This is a genomic window from Microvirga pudoricolor (assembly GCF_016892705.1).
Taxonomy (GTDB): Bacteria; Pseudomonadota; Alphaproteobacteria; order Rhizobiales; family Beijerinckiaceae; genus Microvirga; species Microvirga pudoricolor.
Window position 1 is genome coordinate 27,961 of sequence record NZ_JAFEMB010000001.1, and the last position, 15,643, is coordinate 43,603.

The window sequence follows — 15,643 nt, forward strand, 5'->3', positions numbered from 1 at the left end:
TGGAAACACGACATATCTAGGCGTGGTGCCTCCCACCCCATCCCGCCGCTTGCGCGGCGACCTTCCCCCTCAAGGGGAAGGTATAAAGTGGCGCCTCAGCGGAAGAAGCTGCCGCCGTCCAGGCCGGGCTCGCCGGATTGGGGAAGGCGGATGATGAAATCGTTGCCGGGCATGTGCGGAAAGCCGCGGAAGTTCACGGCGTTGTTGAACTTGGCGCGGCAGGTTCCGTGGGTCTTGTCGCAGCCCGCCGTCACGCGGAACGTATCCCCCACCGCGATGGGCTGGGGCGCGCGCTGCCAGAGGTCTAACTCCGAGGCCGCGCCGTTTCTGCGATGCACCTTGATCTCCACGGACACGCCCCTGTTGGCGCCGCCCGTCCATGTGAGCTTGCCGCCCGTGCAGAAGCCGTCCGCGAAACCGAGAGCCGTTGCGGCGATGCCGAGCGCGCCGTCGGTGCGCGACACCGTGCCCGTATCCGTAAAGGCCGGGAGCGCGACGCCGCAGGCCGCATCACCCAGATCCGCCGAGCAGGTGGCGCGGTAAAGCCGACCGCGTTCTTCGTCGAGGCGGTGCATGATGCCGCGCACCTCGGCCACGAATGCGCCGTCTTGGCGGCGGATCTCGCCGATGGTGCCGACGTCCAGCAGGATGCGCTCGGATGCGTCGCTCCAGTTCACGAGCCAGGTCTCGACGCTGGCATCGTCGTAGAACCCGGACGAGATGTCATCCTCCGTGAGGCCCGCCGAGAGCAGAGCGCCCGATACATCGCCGCCGCCCACCGCGAAGCCGAGCTCCGCCGTCGCTTCCGCGGCCTCGAGCCCGGAGCGGGCGACGAACAGGACGCCCCCGAAGGACAGGTCGCGGTCGTGATCCGTGAACCCGAAGATCCTGCCGTCCCGGCGGATCAGTTTCCAGCAATGGCACAGTGACGTCGCGCCGTCTGTGAGATGAGCGGAGAGATCGGCCGGGATGGCACGCATGGGAGCCTCGTCGAAGATGGTTTCTTCCGCATGGGGAGAGAGCGTTGCGTTCAGGGAACGATTTCGATGAGCGGAATCTTCGGAATCGCGCCGGCGTCGAAGGCCGACAGGTCGATGTCGAGTTCGTCGGTGTCGAAGCGGACCGGCACGTCGAAGGCGAAGCCCGCCGTGATCGCCGCGCCGGCGGGCGGCGGCGCCGCGAAGGTCACGAGGCCCGTCGCGGGATCGCAGTTGAAGCCGGATCCGACGGGCTGCTCGGCCCCGTTCACCCCCGCCCGCACGCTGCCGCCCACCGGCTTGGCGATGGCGCGCAGGTAGGGCGCGAAGCCGCCGCCATAGGTCTTGACGAGGGGAAAGGCCAGGCTCGCGCCGTCGCCGGTTCCGATGCGCTGGTCGAAGGGCCCGGGCGCCTGGGAGGGCGGGCCCGAACGCCAGTCGGTGCGGTCGCGGAAGCGGAAGCCGACGAGGCGGCCGCGCCGCTCCTCGAAGAAGGCGATCACCGCATGGAGCGCGTCCACGCTGCGGACGCCCAGGCCTGCGTCGTAGCGCCGGCGAGATGCGGCCCAGCGCGCGTTGCGGTGCTCCCGGCCCGAGGCCAGGGTGACGATGTCGGTGCGCCGAACCGGGCCGCCCGCCCGGCCCAGACCGATATCGAGGGGGAACAGAACTTCATGGAAATCGGCCGCCATGGCGGAGAACCTCGCTGGAATGAAACGACACGGGTGCCGCCGCGTTTGTGATGGGAAAGGAGTCCGACGATGAGCAGCAATCCCAACGACCTCGCCTCCGACTTTCCGGGCCGCGAGGAGGAGATCCACCGGCTCAAGACGAGCAACAACCGTTTCGCGCGCCTCTATGACGAATATGACGAGCTCAACCGCTCCATCCACCGCGTCGAGACGCGGGTCGAGCCCAGCACCGAGGATGTGGAGGAGGAAATGAAGCGCCGCCGCGTGCGCCTGAAGGACGAGATGATGGCGATGCTGGACGGCGGCGACTGACGGATCACATCCCGCGCTGGCCCCGCGCCACGGCGCGCGCCAGCGCGGCGGAGACCTGGGCCTCGGAGCGCCGGAAGCTGTCCGCGTCCGGCGTGGCCACATTCACGGTGACAGTCATGGGGCGCCCTCCCCCGCCGCCGCGCACACCCAAGCGCCCATCCGGCCCGCGGGCCAGCGGCATCACGGCCTCGGCGCCGCGCTCGCCCATGAGGCCGAGCCCGCGCCCGAGCGGGAAGTAGGTTGGCGCGCCGACGACGCCCCCTTGGGCGAACGGCATCACCATCCCGCGCGACATCACGCCCCCCTGCGCGAAGGCCGCGCCGCCTCCGCCGAAGAGGGAGCCGAGCATTGAGGTCAGCCCCTTGCCGAGCCCGCCCAACAGCCCCCCTAAATCGAGAGGTGCGCCGCCAGGGCTCGGAGTGATAGAGCTCTTCAAGCTCTGACTGAGAGCGGTTTGAAGAGGCGCAAGTGCAAGTCGCAACCCTCCCTCCACCAATGACTGGCGGATCGACTTCAGAACGTCGTCGAATTTTTTTCCCTCCGACACGTTCTTGGCGAACGCGTTGGCCAGAGAGTCGCCGAATTTGTCGGAGAGTGAGATGAGCGTGTTGAGCTGGCGCTTGCGATCTTCAGCAGCAACTTCATCTTGCCGGGAATTTGGTGGGCCAGGGTTCTCATTTATCTTCAAATTCATTGCATTTCTCGGCGTTTTGATCGCTGCGGGCTGCGCTGATAATTCAAAGTACAATTTGACTTTCGATGTAGGGAAAAGATCTGATCAAGAATGGAGCATCATCGACAAGACTTGCCATTACGAGGCCGTAAAAGCTGTTGCGGCTGTAACTGTGGATTCACAAAGTACTTATGACAGGATCTATGTTGCGTGCGTCGAAGCGAAAGGTATTCCTTATGTTGGCAAAACTCGAAAGGGAGTGCTCATTCGTGATGCACCCATATAACTTGAAGTTTATATTAAAGCTGATGAAGCAAAGAACGTGTTGAGCTGGCGCTGACGATCCTTGGATGAAATGTCTCACCCGTCCGGAAACGCCTCCATCATCCGCATCAGATCACCCCGCCCCGCAGGCTCATGACGAGTTCTTCCGACCAAGCTCTCGTAAGCGGCGCCGAGTTCGCGCGGGGTCGCGCGCCAGAACGTTTCCGGGGTCCACCGCAGGATGCCGAGAGCGAAGGCGAGAGCATCCTCCCAAGGAAAGGTGTTCCGGTGGGACGCGTCGCGCTCGACCCGTTCGTCTATCGATCCTGCGGCGCCGGAGGGTTTGCGGGTGTGCCTCCGAACGTCGCGAGCAGCAGGGCCGCGATGGCGGCGGCCAGCGGCTCGATGCCGTCCGCGAGCGGCAGGCGCGCCACCTCGTCGTCCGTCATGGAGTGTCCTCCGCCGCGCAGGCCGATGCCGAGGATCGCGAGCAAGTCTCTGCTCGACAAACGGCCCGTGCCGAAGCGTTCGGCGAGAGCGGTCAAGTCCTGCACCTGGAATGCGTCTTCCAGTTCGGCCAGCGCGCCGAGCGTCAGGCAGAGCGTATAGGTTTGCGCGCCGAGGATGAGCGGGACTTCCCCGCGCCTTGCATTGGGCATGTGCGTTCCTTCTTCGGTGGTTCAGTTGGTCGGCTTGGCCGATGCTTCGTTCTGAAACGGCATTCCCTCACCCCTGCCTCTCTCCCACACGGGAGAGGGGTTCTAGAGCGCCGCGAAGGTCATGGAGCCGGCGGATTCGAAGGCCATTTCGAAGGTCACCTCGCCCGCATGGTCGCCCCTGTATTCGAGGCTGGTGAGTTGGAACGGGCCTTCGATGCGGCCGAAATCCGGGATGACGATCTGGTAGTTGAGAATGTCGCCGTCGAAGAACACTTGGCGCATGCGCGCGTCGGAGGCTTCGTCCTTGAACACGCCGGAACCGGTGACTCCTGCACGCCGCACGCCGACACCCGCCAGTAATTCGCGCCAGCGCCCGGCGGATTCCGAGTGCGTCACGTCCACGGTTTCGGCATTGAACGCGATTTGGCGCGTACGCAACCCGGCAACGGTCGTGAAGCCGGAGCCGCCGTCGCCGATCTTGATGAGGAGGTCTTTGCCTTTCTGGGCTGGCATGGGGATTCCTTTGAAAGTTTCCGTCCGGGATGGAAAATGGAAGGTGCGTGAGAGGATGTAAGAAGCCTACCTGCGCCGGTGCACGACAGGCTCTCTCCCCACTTGGGGGGAGAGATGGAGAGAGGGGGGTGCGGCGCTGGTCCCAATAGGGGAGGAAGTCAGGTCGAGTCACTCACATCCTTATCTGACAGGTTCTTCCCTCACCCCTGCCCCTCTCCCACACGGGAGAGGGTGAGATCCGGCACGTCAGATCACCTCCGTCACGGCACGCAGATGCAGCGTTGCTCGGATGAGGTTCGTGTCCTTGTCGCGGGCCGAGACGAGCCTCGTCACCCGCAGGTTCACGAGGCGATGATTGTCGAGGACGAGAGGCGCGTCGTGGAGGATCGCGGCGAAGCGTTCGGCGGCCGAGAGGCCGTCGCGGGCGCTCCCGGGCCGGGACCAGACCACGAGGGTCAGGTCCTGTTCATGGCCGCGATCCGTATCCGTCGACCAATCGGACGCGGTCACGTCGCCGAAGACCGCGTAGACCGGCTCGGCGTTGCGCGGCGGTTCGTCGTGGAGGCGCAGCGCGCCGCCCATGAGCGCCACGAGTTCCGCATCCGCTTGTGCCGCCGCGAGGATCGCGCGGCGCAGTTCCAGGACAGGGCTCGTCACGGCTTCATCTCCTCGACGAGGCAGACGAGCTCGCGCCGCGACCCGTCCGGGTCGGACGCCGCCCGGATGGCGAAGCGGCGCAAGCCCAGGACAAGCCGCATGGCGCCCGTCACACCGTCGCGATAGCGCAGGGTGATCCGGTGCGTCAGCGTCTGCTCGGGGCGGTCGGCCCGCACCCGCTCGCGGCCGGAGAGCATCTCGACGGCTCCCCAGACCTGCGGCCCCGGCGCGTAGGACCGAATGGACCCGCCGAAACCGTCCGGGGATTCCAGTGGCAGTTCGAGCACGAAGCGGCGCGCCCGCGCGCCGATGGAGAGGGTTTTGGTCATGGCGACGGCTTTGATAAAGAGATGAAAAGATGATCGAAAAACCTCACCCTGAGGGCCCGCGCAGCGAGCGTCTCGAAGGATGATGCAGTTGGCACAGGAAACACTCTGCTGAAGCCCGCCTTCGAGACGAGCCTGCGGCTCCCCCTCAGGATGAGGTCGAGTGAAGATGAGGTGTCGAGGCGAAGTGCCGCTTACATCCGGATCCGCTGGAATGGCGCGATCAGCGCCAGCGCATCGGCGGGCAGGGTTTGCAGGCCTTCCATGTCGCCCCGGTGCTCGAACCAATGCGCCACGACGAGCTTGACGGCGAGAGCCAGGGTGGCGGGCACGTCATGGGCGGAGGCCCCGTATCCGCCGCGAAGATCCAGGGCGATGCCGTTGCGCGGCCGGGCCGGGCGCGGCGCGCCCCGCACGATCACCTGCGGCGGGTCGGATAGGAGATCGGCCTCCACGGCGCCGGGATCGACATCGACCATCGCGCCGCCCTCGCCTGCCACCCGCACCGCGTCGAGGGCGATGACGGGTGAGACCGGCAGCGACAGGACGCCGTCGAGCGGCCAGGCGTCCAGGGTCACCCGCCAGGCCTGCTCGATCAGGAGACGCCGGGAGGCGGACTCGACCATCAGACGCCCGGCTTTGACGAGACCGGCGATCAGTTCATTCTCGTCCTCGCCGTCGACGCGCAGATGCGCTTTCATGTCAGCGAGCGAAACCGGCTCGACGGCCGGGCCGCCGATGAGTATCGGATTCATCGAAACAGGATTCCTCTCATGAACAAGTTCATCGTCAGCCTCACGCTTCTGGGGCTTCTGGCGCCCGGCGGCGCGGGCGCCATCGTGGGCGGAGCGGCCGATAGCGGACCGCTCAGCCGGTCGGGCATCATGCTGGTGACGCGCACGGGGATGTGCAGCGGCATCGTGCTGGCGCCGGACGTGGTGCTCACGGCCGGCCATTGCGTGGCGGGAGACCGGGACTATCGGGTGCATTACCGCAACGGTCGCGAACCCGTTCTGCTGGTTCCGGCCGCGCGAACGGTGCACCCGGGCTACAACGCCAAGGCGGTGGAGAACCGTCGGCCCTCCGTGGACCTTGCCCTGGTGCGCCTCGCCGACCCGCTGCCGGCCTCCTTCGAGACCGCCACCCTGGCATCGGCGCCGCCGCCCAAGGGCGCGGCTCTCACGGTGGGCGGTTACGGCGTCGCGGAAAGCGACGATCCGCGCTCAACGGGAACCTTCCGGATCGCGGCCGCCACCGCCATCGAGCCCTACGGCCCGAGCCGCATTCTCCTGTGGGGCGAAGGCCGTCGGGCCGGCGCCTGCCAGGGCGATTCCGGCGGGCCCATGGCGGTGGGCCACGAGGTGGCGGCCGTGACGATCTGGTCCTCGGCCGCCAACGGGCGCGGCTGCGGCGGCCTCACGCAGGGGATCCTCGTGGGCCCGCAACGGGACTGGATCGACAGGACGCTGGCCGGTTGGGGCCGCGCCGCGCAGTGGCGCTGACACGTCCGCCCTATCCCGTGACGGAACGAACGTGATCGGCAAGCCACGAGATCCATGGAGAGGATGAACGCGCCTTATCGTGCCGACATGCTCCCATAACGCACTCGTCATCCCTCCTTCACCATTCCGCGGGAACCATCGGCGTTCGCCAACGCTTGCCTTGCGAAAACCCCTGCCAGGCAGCACACTCCCCCCATGCGCGTTCTCTCCCTCCTGTCGTTCCTCGCCCTCGCGTCGCTCATCGTTCCGGCCCAAGCCGTGATGCGGGGACAACCATCCCGTCATCCCGACGGGCTTCGCCAATCCGTCGTGTGGATCGAGAACTCCGAGGGCGAACTCTGCTCCGGCGCGCTCATCCGCCCCGATCTCGTGCTCACGGCGGCGCATTGCATGATGGATCAGGCATCGTACCGCGTGGTCGCGCTCAACCGCGCGTTCAAGCCGCAACGTCTGCGCGTGGTCGCGGCGGCGGTGCATCCGCAGTTCATGCCCGGCACGACGCCGCGCACGCAGCCGGGCGTGGATCTGGCGATCCTGAAGCTCGAGCGCCCTCTCACGGACGGCTTCGTGCCCTTCAACCTCAGTGCGATCGGTCAGCTTCAACCGGGAGAGCGCGTGACGATCGCGGGTTATGGCATCGTCGGCGAAGGACAGCGCGGGTCGGCGCGAACGTTGCGCCAGACCGATCTTGTCTCTCTCGGACCCGTGAAGATCTCCAACCGCGTACACATCGTGGCCGACGAGAACCGTCTGGCGCAGACGACGGGCGCGGGTGCGTGCCGGGGCGATTCCGGCGGGCCCATCCTGGTGCCCACGCAGGCGGGCTATCAGCTCCTGGGCATCGTGAGTTGGTCGAGCGGTGCGCTGCGCAGCGCGCGCAACTCCGCCTGCGGCGGGTTGACCGCCGTCACGCCGGTGTCCGATCACCTCGCCTGGATCAACCAGGGCGTCGCGTCGCTGGACGGCCTCCAGGGCCATTGGGCGAGGCAGTAGGCCGCCTCGCCCATGAGACCCGAGGGCTCGCTCAGGCCGAGAACTTCAGCAGCTTGATCGCCGCATAATCCTGGACGCCGCCGCCCACGCGCTTGGTGGTGTAGAACAGCACGTAGGGCTTGGCGGAATACGGATCGCGCAGGATGCGCACGCCCGCCCGATCCACCACGAGATACCCGCGTTTGAAGTCGCCGAAGGCCAGCGGGCAGGTATCCGCGCCGATGTCGGGCATATCCTCGGCCTCGACGACGGGGAAGCCCATCAGGGTGGCGGCCTGGCCGGCGCCCGTGGGAGGCGCCCAGAGATACTGCCCGCTGTCGTCCTTGAAGCGGCGGATCGCGCTCTGCGTCCTGCGGTTCATCACGAAGGCGGCGTTCTGGCGATATCCCGCCTTCAGGGCATAGACCAGTTCGATGAGCGTATCGGACGGGTCGTCCGCCGGGAAGCCCGTGCCGCCCGTATGCACGGCGCCGAGCGAGCCCCACTCCCAGATCTCGTCCTCGACGGTCTTCTCGGCCAGGAAGCCCTTCGGCTTGTCGATGCCGTTGCCGCTGACGAAGGCCGCGCTCTCCTGCTCGGCGAAGGCGGTCTCGACCTCCTCGGCGATCCAGGCGTCGATATCGACCACCGCGTCGTCCAGGAGGGTCTGCGTGGCGGCCGGCATGGCGTAGAGCTCCATGGCCGGGAAGCTCATCTCGGTGAGCGTCGGCGAGGCGCTCTCCTCGCGGGCCCCGGTCTCGCTCACCCAGCCGGCGGCCGGGCCCTTCGTGGAGAAGGCGCGCTTGTATTGGCCGCCCGAGATGATCCGCACCGACGAGATGGCGCGGATCGGCGACACGCCGGACAGCCGCCGCAGCACCTCGCGCTCCACGTTGTCCGGTACGAGATACCCGCCGTCGGGACCGGAGCCCGCCGACAGGGCCTTCTCCTCCAGCCGCTTGAGGCCCGGGGCCTCGCCACTGCGCATATAGGCCCGGAAGGCTGCCTTGTGTTCAGCCTGGGCCGGATCCCGCGGGGCATCGCCGCCGCCCAGGGGCGGACGGGACCGGTCGAGGGTGAGCCGGTCGAGGCGGCCCTTGGCGGCGTCGAGGGCGGCGTCGATGCGGGCGAGCTTCTCGCCCGTCACCACGTCGCTCGTCAGGCGCGTCTCGATCTCGCCGAGGCGCGTGTCGTTGGTGTCCTTGAACGCCTCGAACGCGCGGGCGAACTCCTCGAACGCCGAGGCGACGTCCTCTTGAGAGGGTTGGGCGTGGGATGATTTGGTTTCGACAACGGGGATCATGGCAACTCGATGGTTGGTGCAATAAAAAAGCCCGCCATGCGGCGGGCCCTGGTGGTATCCCTGAAGGGGGAGTGGAGCGGCTCTCAGCGCCTGCGGGCGCGCTGGGTGTTGTTCTGGACGGTGCTGGACACGGCCGGGCCGGTGGCCGCGCCGACGGCGCCGCCGGCGATCGCGCCGACGGGACCCGCGATGGCGCCGACGCCCGCGCCCACGGCCGCACCGCTCACGCGCTCCTCCGTGGTGGTGCAGGCCGCGGTTCCGAGGGCCAGGAGCGCGACGAGAGCAAGTTTATGCATGTGGAAAACTCCCTGCGGACGGGTAAGGATGGCCCGGGACGGCATCGTCCCACGCGTCGCCCGCACCGTTCCGATTGCGGGTTCGATTCCTAACGCGCCGGCTGGAGCCAAGGTTTCCGGGCCGGACCGGCATCCGCCGGGAACAGGCGGCCGGCCGCCGCCTTGATGCGCGCCGCGAGGCCCGCCGCGGCGCGCTTCACGCCGTCGATGCGCGCCCCGGGCAGCATCGGGAAGGTCACGATGGAGATCTCCCACAGGTCGAGCCTTTCAAGCCGCCGCAATCCCGTGGGACGCTCCGCCCGCGCCCGCTCGACGCGAAAGCCGATGGACAGCCCGTCCACCCCACCTTCCCGCATGAGGGCGTGCACGTCCCGCGCCCGCGACACCGCGAGGTTGAGCCGACCGCGCACCCGCAGGCCGCGCCGGTCCTCCTCGATGGCGAGCCATCGCCCGATGGGCTCGGACGGGTCGTGCTGCCACAGGAGCCGCACGCCCGAGGCGCCGCGCCGCGAGAGCGAGTCCGCGAAGGCGCCCGGCACCACCACGTCCTTGCCGAGGTCCGGCACGCCGAACAGGCTGGCATAGCCCTCGAAGATCCCGGCCTCGTCCACGTGGGTCAGGGCCTCGGGCAGGAGCTTCATCTCGCGGGTCAGACCCGGATGAAGGCCGCTCATCGGTGGGCTCCGGGTCCCGGCTTGGGCTCCGCGACGGACAGCTTTTCGAGCTGGCGGACGAAATCGCGAAAGATCAGCGTGGCGCGGTTCCGCGCGGCGCGGGGCGTCGCCTTCGGGGCGACGGATCCGGCGCGGCGGGCCTTCGCCTCACCGGACGGGGTCTTGGTGCGGCGTGATGATGTTTTCATGGTGGCTTCCGGTCTGACGACGGTTGAAGAGGGAGAGTTCGCGCACGAAGGCGTCGAAGCGCCGGTTCGCGGCGAACAGGTCGCGCAGCGTCATGGCAAGCATGGCGGAGGCTCCGCTCGCCCATGCGAACAGGGCGAGATGGGCCAGATCCCCACGCCGGATGACGGCCTCGGCGATCTGATCGAGCATGGTCATTGTGGGTTCCAGTCGCGGTTTGGGGCGCAAAGGAGGATCGGCGTCTCCGTTGAGGGTTGAGTGTGGTGTGAGGCCCGTCTCATCGTCCCCATCGCAAGTCGGATGTTTCCGACTTGCGCCTTGGGAATCGGACATAGGGCAAGACCTATGTCCGTGGGGAGGACGGGCCGCGCCCGTAGCCCACCGCCTCGCGCTTTTCGTCGTCGCTGAGGAACGCCGCGCCGGACACCCGGCGCCACAGGCTCTCGCGCTCGTCGGCCAGGGCCTCGATGGCATCGAGGTCCGGGTCGAGGCGGAGCGTCTCGCCGAAGGCGGGCGAGAGCCAATGCGCCAGGGCCTCCGCGGTGCGTCGCACCAGCGGGATCACGGTCTGGCGGTAGAAGGCGCGGTTGGCCTCGGCGTAGTTGGCATGGGTGTTGTCGCCGGAGAGTCCCAGCAGCAGCGGCGGCACCCCGAAGGCCAGCGCGATCTCGCGGGCCGCGATGGCCTTGGCCTCCACGAAATCCATGTCCTTGGGCGAAAGCGAGAGCGGCTTCCTATTGTCAACTTTAGACGCTCATTTTTTTGAGGACTCCGTCACATCGGCGTGAGGACAACCGGTTCTGCTTGCCCCGGAAATCTTGCCGTGTGACCCAACTCTTGAGTTTGGAGGCTGCATGATTTCAACCGGTAACCGTCCCCGTTCTGCACTTAGGTCCTTTCTCGACAATGAAGCTTCTGGCGGTCTTGTCCTCATGGGGGTTGCGGCGCTCGCTCTCGTGGTGGCCAACTCGCCCCTGAGCAGCGCCTATTTCGGGGCCCTCCACGTCTACGTCTTGGGCCTGTCTGTCCTGCACTGGATCAACGACGCTCTCATGGCGGTGTTTTTTCTGCTCGTCGGCTTGGAGATCAAGCGCGAGATGCTGGACGGCCAGCTCTCCACATGGTCCAGGCGCACCCTGCCGGGGGTTGCGGCGCTGGGTGGCATGGTGGTGCCAGCAGCCATCTATCTCGTGTTCAATCTGGGCTATGGCGGGCACCCGAACGGCTGGGCCATTCCGTCGGCCACCGACATCGCCTTCGCCTTGGGCGTTCTGTCCCTGCTCGGGCCACGGGTCCCGGTCTCGCTCAAAGTTTTTTTGACGGCTCTGGCCATCATCGACGACCTGGGCGCGGTGGTCATCATCGCCTTGTTCTACACCAGCGACCTCAACATCTACGCCTTGGGCGGAGCCATCTTCGTCTTGAGCATGTTGAGGGGCCTCAACGCCTTCGGCTACACCGACCTCAAGCCCTATATGGCCCTAGGGGTCGTCCTGTGGGTTCTGGTCTTCTTGTCGGGCGTCCATGCCACGCTGGCCGGTGTGGCCCTGGCCTTGACGATCCCGCTGCGGGTCTCGCCCGGCAGGCCGGAGGACGTGACCTCCCCCCTCCACCGCCTGGAACATGCTCTCCAGCCTTGGGTCGCCTTCCTGATCGTCCCAATCTTCGGCTTCGCCAATGCTGGGGTCTCGTTCGTGACGATGTCGTTTTCGACCCTCCTGGAGCCGGTACCGCTCGGGGTGGCGCTTGGCCTCTTCGTCGGCAAGCAGGTGGGCGTCTTCGGCTTCGCCTGGGCAGCGGTGCGGGCAGGCTGGGCTGACCTCCCGGCCCATGCGACGTGGGCGCAGGTCTACGGCGTGGCGCTCTTGTGCGGGATTGGCTTCACCATGAGCTTGTTCATCGGCCTTCTGGCCTTCCCGACCTCCGAAGGGCTCCAAGACGCGGTGAAGTTGGGTGTTTTGGCAGGTTCAGGCTGCTCAGCGATCCTCGGAGCTTTACTTCTGCGGATGACAAAACCTGAGCCGTGTTACGAAACGGCCTAAGCCGCCAGCACTAACGAACGACAACGCGGAGAAACATTATGCAAATGGGGATTGGGATCGGCCTGCTCGTGGTTGGCCTGGGCTTGCTGATCATCGCCTTGCCGAAGAACGGTGAGGACTACAGGCCGTTCATGGGCGGCACGTTGATGCGTCAGCTTTACCCGGCACTACTTCTGACCTTCTTCGCAGCCGGTGCTGCGCTAACCCTATCGAACCTGTAGGGCGTCCGGAGATGCGAAACTTTTCACGCTCTCTAATCCTTGCTGCCCCGGTTGCGGGTTCCGTAACTCTGTTGCTCATACTTTCTATGGGTGCCCCTGCCGGGGCTCAGGATCGTCCCTCCACTTGGCAGGACCCAGAGACCCGCTGCACCTACTTGAAGGTCGGCGAGACGTTGAGCTTGCGCTATCGCCGGGATGGCTCCCCCGATTGCGCTAGCGTCCCACAAATGACCCGGCAGGCTGAGGTGACGCGGGACGACATCAGAGACATCGTCCGCGCCGTTGAAGGGCTACGCCGAGACATCAGCGGTGTTAGGCGAGAGCAGGACAATCTCAGAAGGGAACTTGAGGCCCGTCGCTAATGCTGTCTGTCCACTGGATCACTGAATGATAAGGCCAATCCCGAAAGCCGTTTGGCTCGTGCTACGGGCTTATGAGTCCCTATCAAGGAGAGGGTATAGGAATTACTGATAGAGGCGAAGTTAAGAGGTCGTGGTTACGATCCCCCTTAGCCCAGTCCTCGCGAGGAACACCTCCTCCATGACCTCTCTCGTGATCTTTTCCGCAGAGGCAGGAACGATCACCGCATCATGTATGGGAAGCCCCACGACCTCCTTGGCCTGGAGGCGCAGAAGAACCTCCACCATAATTTCACTCTCTCGGTATTGGAGGTGATGACCGATCCCTGTCTCGAAGTAATTAGCAATCGGCTGGTGAAACTCACGGAGGCGCTCGACAAGGGTCTTGATGTTCTCCTTGGGAAGCAAGCTCTCGGTGTCCTTGGGCTTCCGCTCCAGAGGCTTCTCGGTGAAGAGCAGGGAGTTGAGGAGCTTCTTGAAGCCATCCCGGTATCGAGCAGGGTCTGTCGTACCTGGAACAAGGTAGGCATCCGTGCCAGGAGCTTCTGCACCAGCCATGCCGTACAGGATGCGCGGGGTCATCTGGCCGTAGTCCAACTCGACGACGTTCTGCCCGTCAATCTCCAGCTTCCCCAGGCGGTCCTGCTTGCGAATAGCCTGCCATCGACCTCCAAAGAGGCGTCCACCCTTTTCAAAGGAACCCTGGGTGAAGACCCTGCGGAGGCGGCGCTCCTGCTCTCCGAGGTCGCTGATCGTTAGGCTCCGCTCATCCGTGACGAGGATGTCCGCTTGGTCGATCCACTCGTTGATCTGGCGAAGGCGAGAGCGCAACAAGTTCGTGGTAGGGGTGTCTTCATATTCAATCCACTCCCCCGGGTCCCAGTGGTCTTCCTTGGCGGCCTTAAGGACGATGGTCTCCTCATCCATCGACCACCCAATGTCGGCGAGTTCGAGGCCGCTCTCGATGATGCGGGACCTGAGGCGTGGACCAGGGGTGATAAGCGTCTTCTGGTTTCGGTTCGCTATCGGGTTGCGGTGGCCGAGAGACTGTTTGATGAAGGCCATCTCTGGGGCCCGCAACAGGTCGAGAACCTCAGGGAACTTCTTACCGAGGATGGGCGACCGGTATCGAGACCGCACCCCAAGCTCTCGGTTCGAGCGGCTCACCGCCAATCCTCCCTCGTGTTTGGTCAGGAAGGCATGGGCCAGATCGCAGACGATGGCCGCGATTGTGGCCTCGAAGACTAGTTGATCCCTCTGCTTCCGCTGCCGATCGCGGGGCTTTCGGTGACGCTCGTAGCTCTCCACTTGCCGGGTGACATCAGCCACCAGTGCTTTCGCCTTGGGGGTTCGTGGGGCTCGCCACGGCTCGAAGAACCGATCATCTTCGAGTTTGATTGGGGCAGCGTCCCCCGCGTTGATGTCGTCCCACGGGGCCTTGGTCTGGCTTGCTGATGTCATCAGGTGAGGTCCGATACTGCTTTGTAGAATGATCTAATCTCCTGCTGCCGAGCGTCCCACTCGGCCTGCTCCAGCTCGACCAGCTTGAGGCCGATGCCACCCAGCATCGGGATGAGCCAACCCGCGATCACCTGAACGACCCGAGGAGGGAGTTCTCGGTAGACCCTACGGGTGCGCCCGCTCTTGTCGTCGTACCACTCGCCGACATTCACGTCCGACAGCCCACGAACGCGCCGCACCAGTTGGGTGGTGAAGGCGTCATCCGACTTGAAGCGCCTCGGTTCTTGGTAGTGCATGAGGAACATCGCGAGGGCCGTGACGATGACCTCATGAGGCTCCACGGTGTCGCCCTTGAGGGTTACAAGAGTGATCCCGGCGTTCACGATCATGAGGAACGTCCCTTGGGCGTCGAGGATCGCCTCGCGAGAGATGCGGTCAAGGCTCTCGACGAGTAGGAAGCTTCCCGCTGGAATGATGTCCTCCTCAACGGCATCGAGGAACAGCTTGAGGGCCCCCCGCTTCTTGTTCCTGCCAGAGAAGGCGGAGACGCCGAGGTCCTCGAAGCTCAAGCTGCGGTCGAGGTCCAAACCCCGCGTCCGCGCATAGTCCTCTGCGAGAGCGAGTTGGCGGCGATAGCTGTCGCCCTTGGCCTGATCGGCGGTCGAGAACCGCAAGTAGCTGTAGGCCTTTGGTTTCTTGTCGCCGACTTCCATACCCATTTCTCCTCGCTGGCTGCTTACCAACGACGTCTTTTGTTCACAAGTGCTTCCAGTCGAGCCCGCCCTCGAGCAGCATCGGACGCCCCGCATTGGCGGCGCCCTGGTAATTGCCGTCCAGTTCGGCCTTGAGGCGGTTGAACTGCATGTCCGTGAGCGTGCCCCCGCCCATCACCAGCGCGCCGGACGGCCGCGCGGCGTTGTCGAGCAGCGCCTTGTTCCACGCGCCCGCCGCGTTGTGGATGTCGAGCGCCGTGGCGGCCGCCTCCATGGGCGAGAGGCCGTAATGATCGTCCGCCGGATGAAACAGCGTCAGGTGCAGGATCGGCGGACAGGCGTCCCCTTGCGCGAAGCGGATCGTGCGGCCGCCGACGGCGTATTCATAGGCGGCGGGCCACCCGTCCGCCCCCGGCACCACGCGCATCCGGTCGGGCCGCAGCGCGTGCAGCTCGCGGGGCGTGCCGTCGAGGCCGACCGCCTCCACGTAGGCGTTGCCGGACACGAGGAGGTGCCCGTACACGCTCTCCAGAAAGCGCTGCCCGCCCTCCCGCACGTTGGGCCGCGCGAGGAGCGCCAGCAGCGCATGGTCCGAGAGCGCCGCGCCATCGTGGAGGAGCGTGAGCGGCAGCGACGCCGCCGCTTCCGCCACCAGGCGCACGGCCCGGTGCACGACGGCGTTCTTCTGGAAACCCTCCCGCGCCAGGGCGCCGTAGTCGCGAGGCGTCCAGACGGCCTGTCCGCCGAAATACAGCGCGACAGATGCAGCCGCGCGGGAAGCCTTGGCCTCGGGCGGCGCCCGAAACCAACGGGTAATGGGATTGAGCATGGTGGAAGAACT

General features: G+C 65.9%; 22 protein-coding genes and 2 pseudogenes. 6 read left to right on the forward strand and 18 right to left on the reverse strand.

Going from position 1 to position 15,643, the window contains the following annotated elements; genetic code table 11:
• Positions 1-95 precede the first annotated feature (95 nt).
• Positions 96-980, reverse strand: a complete 885-nt coding sequence (locus ILT42_RS00100) for a DUF2163 domain-containing protein (RefSeq protein ID WP_204213269.1) — start codon at positions 978-980, stop codon at positions 96-98.
• 50 nt (positions 981-1,030) lie between these two features.
• Positions 1,031-1,669: a DUF2460 domain-containing protein gene (locus ILT42_RS00105; RefSeq protein ID WP_204213270.1), complete on the reverse strand. Its 639-nt coding sequence runs from the start codon at positions 1,667-1,669 to the stop codon at positions 1,031-1,033.
• Between the two features lie 69 nt (positions 1,670-1,738).
• On the opposite strand from ILT42_RS00105, the gene ILT42_RS00110 reads away from it, so the two are divergent.
• The gene (locus tag ILT42_RS00110) at positions 1,739-1,981 is read left to right on the forward strand and encodes a YdcH family protein (protein ID WP_204213271.1); all 243 of its coding nucleotides are present in this window, start codon (positions 1,739-1,741) and stop codon (positions 1,979-1,981) included.
• 4 nt (positions 1,982-1,985) lie between these two features.
• On the opposite strand, the gene ILT42_RS23240 is transcribed toward ILT42_RS00110, so the two are convergent.
• Positions 1,986-2,330 (reverse strand): phage tail tape measure protein, encoded by a 345-nt coding sequence (locus ILT42_RS23240; protein WP_204213272.1) that lies wholly within the window; start codon positions 2,328-2,330, stop codon positions 1,986-1,988.
• 250 nt (positions 2,331-2,580) lie between these two features.
• Between ILT42_RS23240 and ILT42_RS00120 the strand changes: the two genes are divergently transcribed.
• Entirely contained in the window at positions 2,581-2,940 is a 360-nt protein-coding gene (locus ILT42_RS00120; RefSeq protein WP_204213273.1) for a hypothetical protein, read from the forward strand.
• 74 nt (positions 2,941-3,014) lie between these two features.
• Here the strand turns inward: ILT42_RS00120 and ILT42_RS22700 are convergent, their stop codons facing one another.
• The 6 genes from ILT42_RS22700 to ILT42_RS00150 form a co-directional block, all read right to left on the reverse strand.
• Complete coding sequence (locus tag ILT42_RS22700; protein WP_204215093.1) at positions 3,015-3,239, reverse strand: phage tail assembly chaperone; 225 nt, start codon at positions 3,237-3,239, stop codon at positions 3,015-3,017.
• Positions 3,236-3,577 carry a gene transfer agent family protein gene (locus ILT42_RS00130; RefSeq protein WP_204213274.1) on the reverse strand — a complete coding sequence of 114 codons (342 nt, stop codon included), beginning with the start codon at positions 3,575-3,577 and terminating at the stop codon, positions 3,236-3,238. The genes ILT42_RS22700 and ILT42_RS00130 overlap by 4 nt, the downstream gene beginning before the upstream one ends.
• 102 nt (positions 3,578-3,679) lie before the next feature.
• A complete protein-coding gene (locus ILT42_RS00135; protein ID WP_204213275.1) occupies positions 3,680-4,090 on the reverse strand; it encodes a phage major tail protein, TP901-1 family in 411 nt (136 codons plus the stop codon).
• A gap of 246 nt (positions 4,091-4,336) precedes the next feature.
• Entirely contained in the window at positions 4,337-4,747 is a 411-nt protein-coding gene (locus tag ILT42_RS00140) for a DUF3168 domain-containing protein (protein ID WP_204213276.1), read from the reverse strand.
• A complete protein-coding gene (locus ILT42_RS00145; RefSeq protein WP_204213277.1) occupies positions 4,744-5,076 on the reverse strand; it encodes a phage head closure protein in 333 nt (110 codons plus the stop codon). Before ILT42_RS00145 ends, ILT42_RS00140 begins: the two co-directional genes overlap by 4 nt.
• A 191-nt stretch (positions 5,077-5,267) precedes the next feature.
• Positions 5,268-5,828: a head-tail connector protein gene (locus ILT42_RS00150; protein ID WP_204213278.1), complete on the reverse strand. Its 561-nt coding sequence runs from the start codon at positions 5,826-5,828 to the stop codon at positions 5,268-5,270.
• Positions 5,829-5,846: 18 nt separating this feature from the next.
• Here ILT42_RS00150 and ILT42_RS00155 point away from each other — a divergent pair, with 18 nt between their 5' ends.
• Positions 5,847-6,575 carry a S1 family peptidase gene (locus ILT42_RS00155; RefSeq protein WP_204213279.1) on the forward strand — a complete coding sequence of 243 codons (729 nt, stop codon included), beginning with the start codon at positions 5,847-5,849 and terminating at the stop codon, positions 6,573-6,575.
• Between the two features lie 195 nt (positions 6,576-6,770).
• Complete coding sequence (locus ILT42_RS00160; protein ID WP_204213280.1) at positions 6,771-7,568, forward strand: S1 family peptidase; 798 nt, start codon at positions 6,771-6,773, stop codon at positions 7,566-7,568.
• Positions 7,569-7,599: 31 nt separating this feature from the next.
• Here ILT42_RS00160 and ILT42_RS00165 read toward each other — a convergent pair whose 3' ends face one another.
• From ILT42_RS00165 to ILT42_RS00190, 6 genes and pseudogenes are all read right to left on the reverse strand, one after another.
• A complete protein-coding gene (locus ILT42_RS00165; RefSeq protein ID WP_204213281.1) occupies positions 7,600-8,850 on the reverse strand; it encodes a phage major capsid protein in 1,251 nt (416 codons plus the stop codon).
• Positions 8,851-8,933: 83 nt separating this feature from the next.
• Positions 8,934-9,146 carry a hypothetical protein gene (locus tag ILT42_RS00170; RefSeq protein ID WP_204213282.1) on the reverse strand — a complete coding sequence of 71 codons (213 nt, stop codon included), beginning with the start codon at positions 9,144-9,146 and terminating at the stop codon, positions 8,934-8,936.
• 89 nt (positions 9,147-9,235) lie between these two features.
• Positions 9,236-9,787: an HK97 family phage prohead protease gene (locus tag ILT42_RS00175; RefSeq protein ID WP_229428374.1), complete on the reverse strand. Its 552-nt coding sequence runs from the start codon at positions 9,785-9,787 to the stop codon at positions 9,236-9,238.
• Between the two features lie 29 nt (positions 9,788-9,816).
• Complete coding sequence (locus ILT42_RS00180) at positions 9,817-10,008, reverse strand: hypothetical protein (protein WP_204213284.1); 192 nt, start codon at positions 10,006-10,008, stop codon at positions 9,817-9,819.
• A complete protein-coding gene (locus tag ILT42_RS00185; RefSeq protein ID WP_204213285.1) occupies positions 9,968-10,204 on the reverse strand; it encodes a hypothetical protein in 237 nt (78 codons plus the stop codon). The genes ILT42_RS00180 and ILT42_RS00185 overlap by 41 nt, the downstream gene beginning before the upstream one ends.
• A 145-nt stretch (positions 10,205-10,349) precedes the next feature.
• A pseudogene (locus tag ILT42_RS00190) lies at positions 10,350-10,739 on the reverse strand (phage portal protein); the annotation flags it as partial.
• Positions 10,740-10,860: 121 nt separating this feature from the next.
• Between ILT42_RS00190 and nhaA the strand changes: the two are divergent.
• Both nhaA and ILT42_RS00200 read left to right on the forward strand, forming a co-directional pair.
• Complete coding sequence (gene nhaA / locus ILT42_RS00195) at positions 10,861-12,048, forward strand: Na+/H+ antiporter NhaA (RefSeq protein ID WP_204213287.1); 1,188 nt, start codon at positions 10,861-10,863, stop codon at positions 12,046-12,048.
• A gap of 38 nt (positions 12,049-12,086) precedes the next feature.
• Positions 12,087-12,269 carry a hypothetical protein gene (locus ILT42_RS00200; protein ID WP_204213288.1) on the forward strand — a complete coding sequence of 61 codons (183 nt, stop codon included), beginning with the start codon at positions 12,087-12,089 and terminating at the stop codon, positions 12,267-12,269.
• 482 nt (positions 12,270-12,751) lie between these two features.
• Here the strand turns inward: ILT42_RS00200 and ILT42_RS00205 are convergent, their stop codons facing one another.
• From ILT42_RS00205 to ILT42_RS00215, 3 genes and pseudogenes are all read right to left on the reverse strand, one after another.
• Positions 12,752-14,089: a hypothetical protein gene (locus ILT42_RS00205; protein ID WP_204213289.1), complete on the reverse strand. Its 1,338-nt coding sequence runs from the start codon at positions 14,087-14,089 to the stop codon at positions 12,752-12,754.
• Entirely contained in the window at positions 14,089-14,802 is a 714-nt protein-coding gene (locus tag ILT42_RS00210; protein WP_204213290.1) for a recombinase family protein, read from the reverse strand. The genes ILT42_RS00205 and ILT42_RS00210 overlap by 1 nt, the downstream gene beginning before the upstream one ends.
• A gap of 46 nt (positions 14,803-14,848) precedes the next feature.
• Positions 14,849-15,631 (reverse strand): annotated as a pseudogene (locus tag ILT42_RS00215) (phage portal protein); the annotation flags it as partial.
• Between the last annotated feature and the right edge of the window lie 12 nt (positions 15,632-15,643).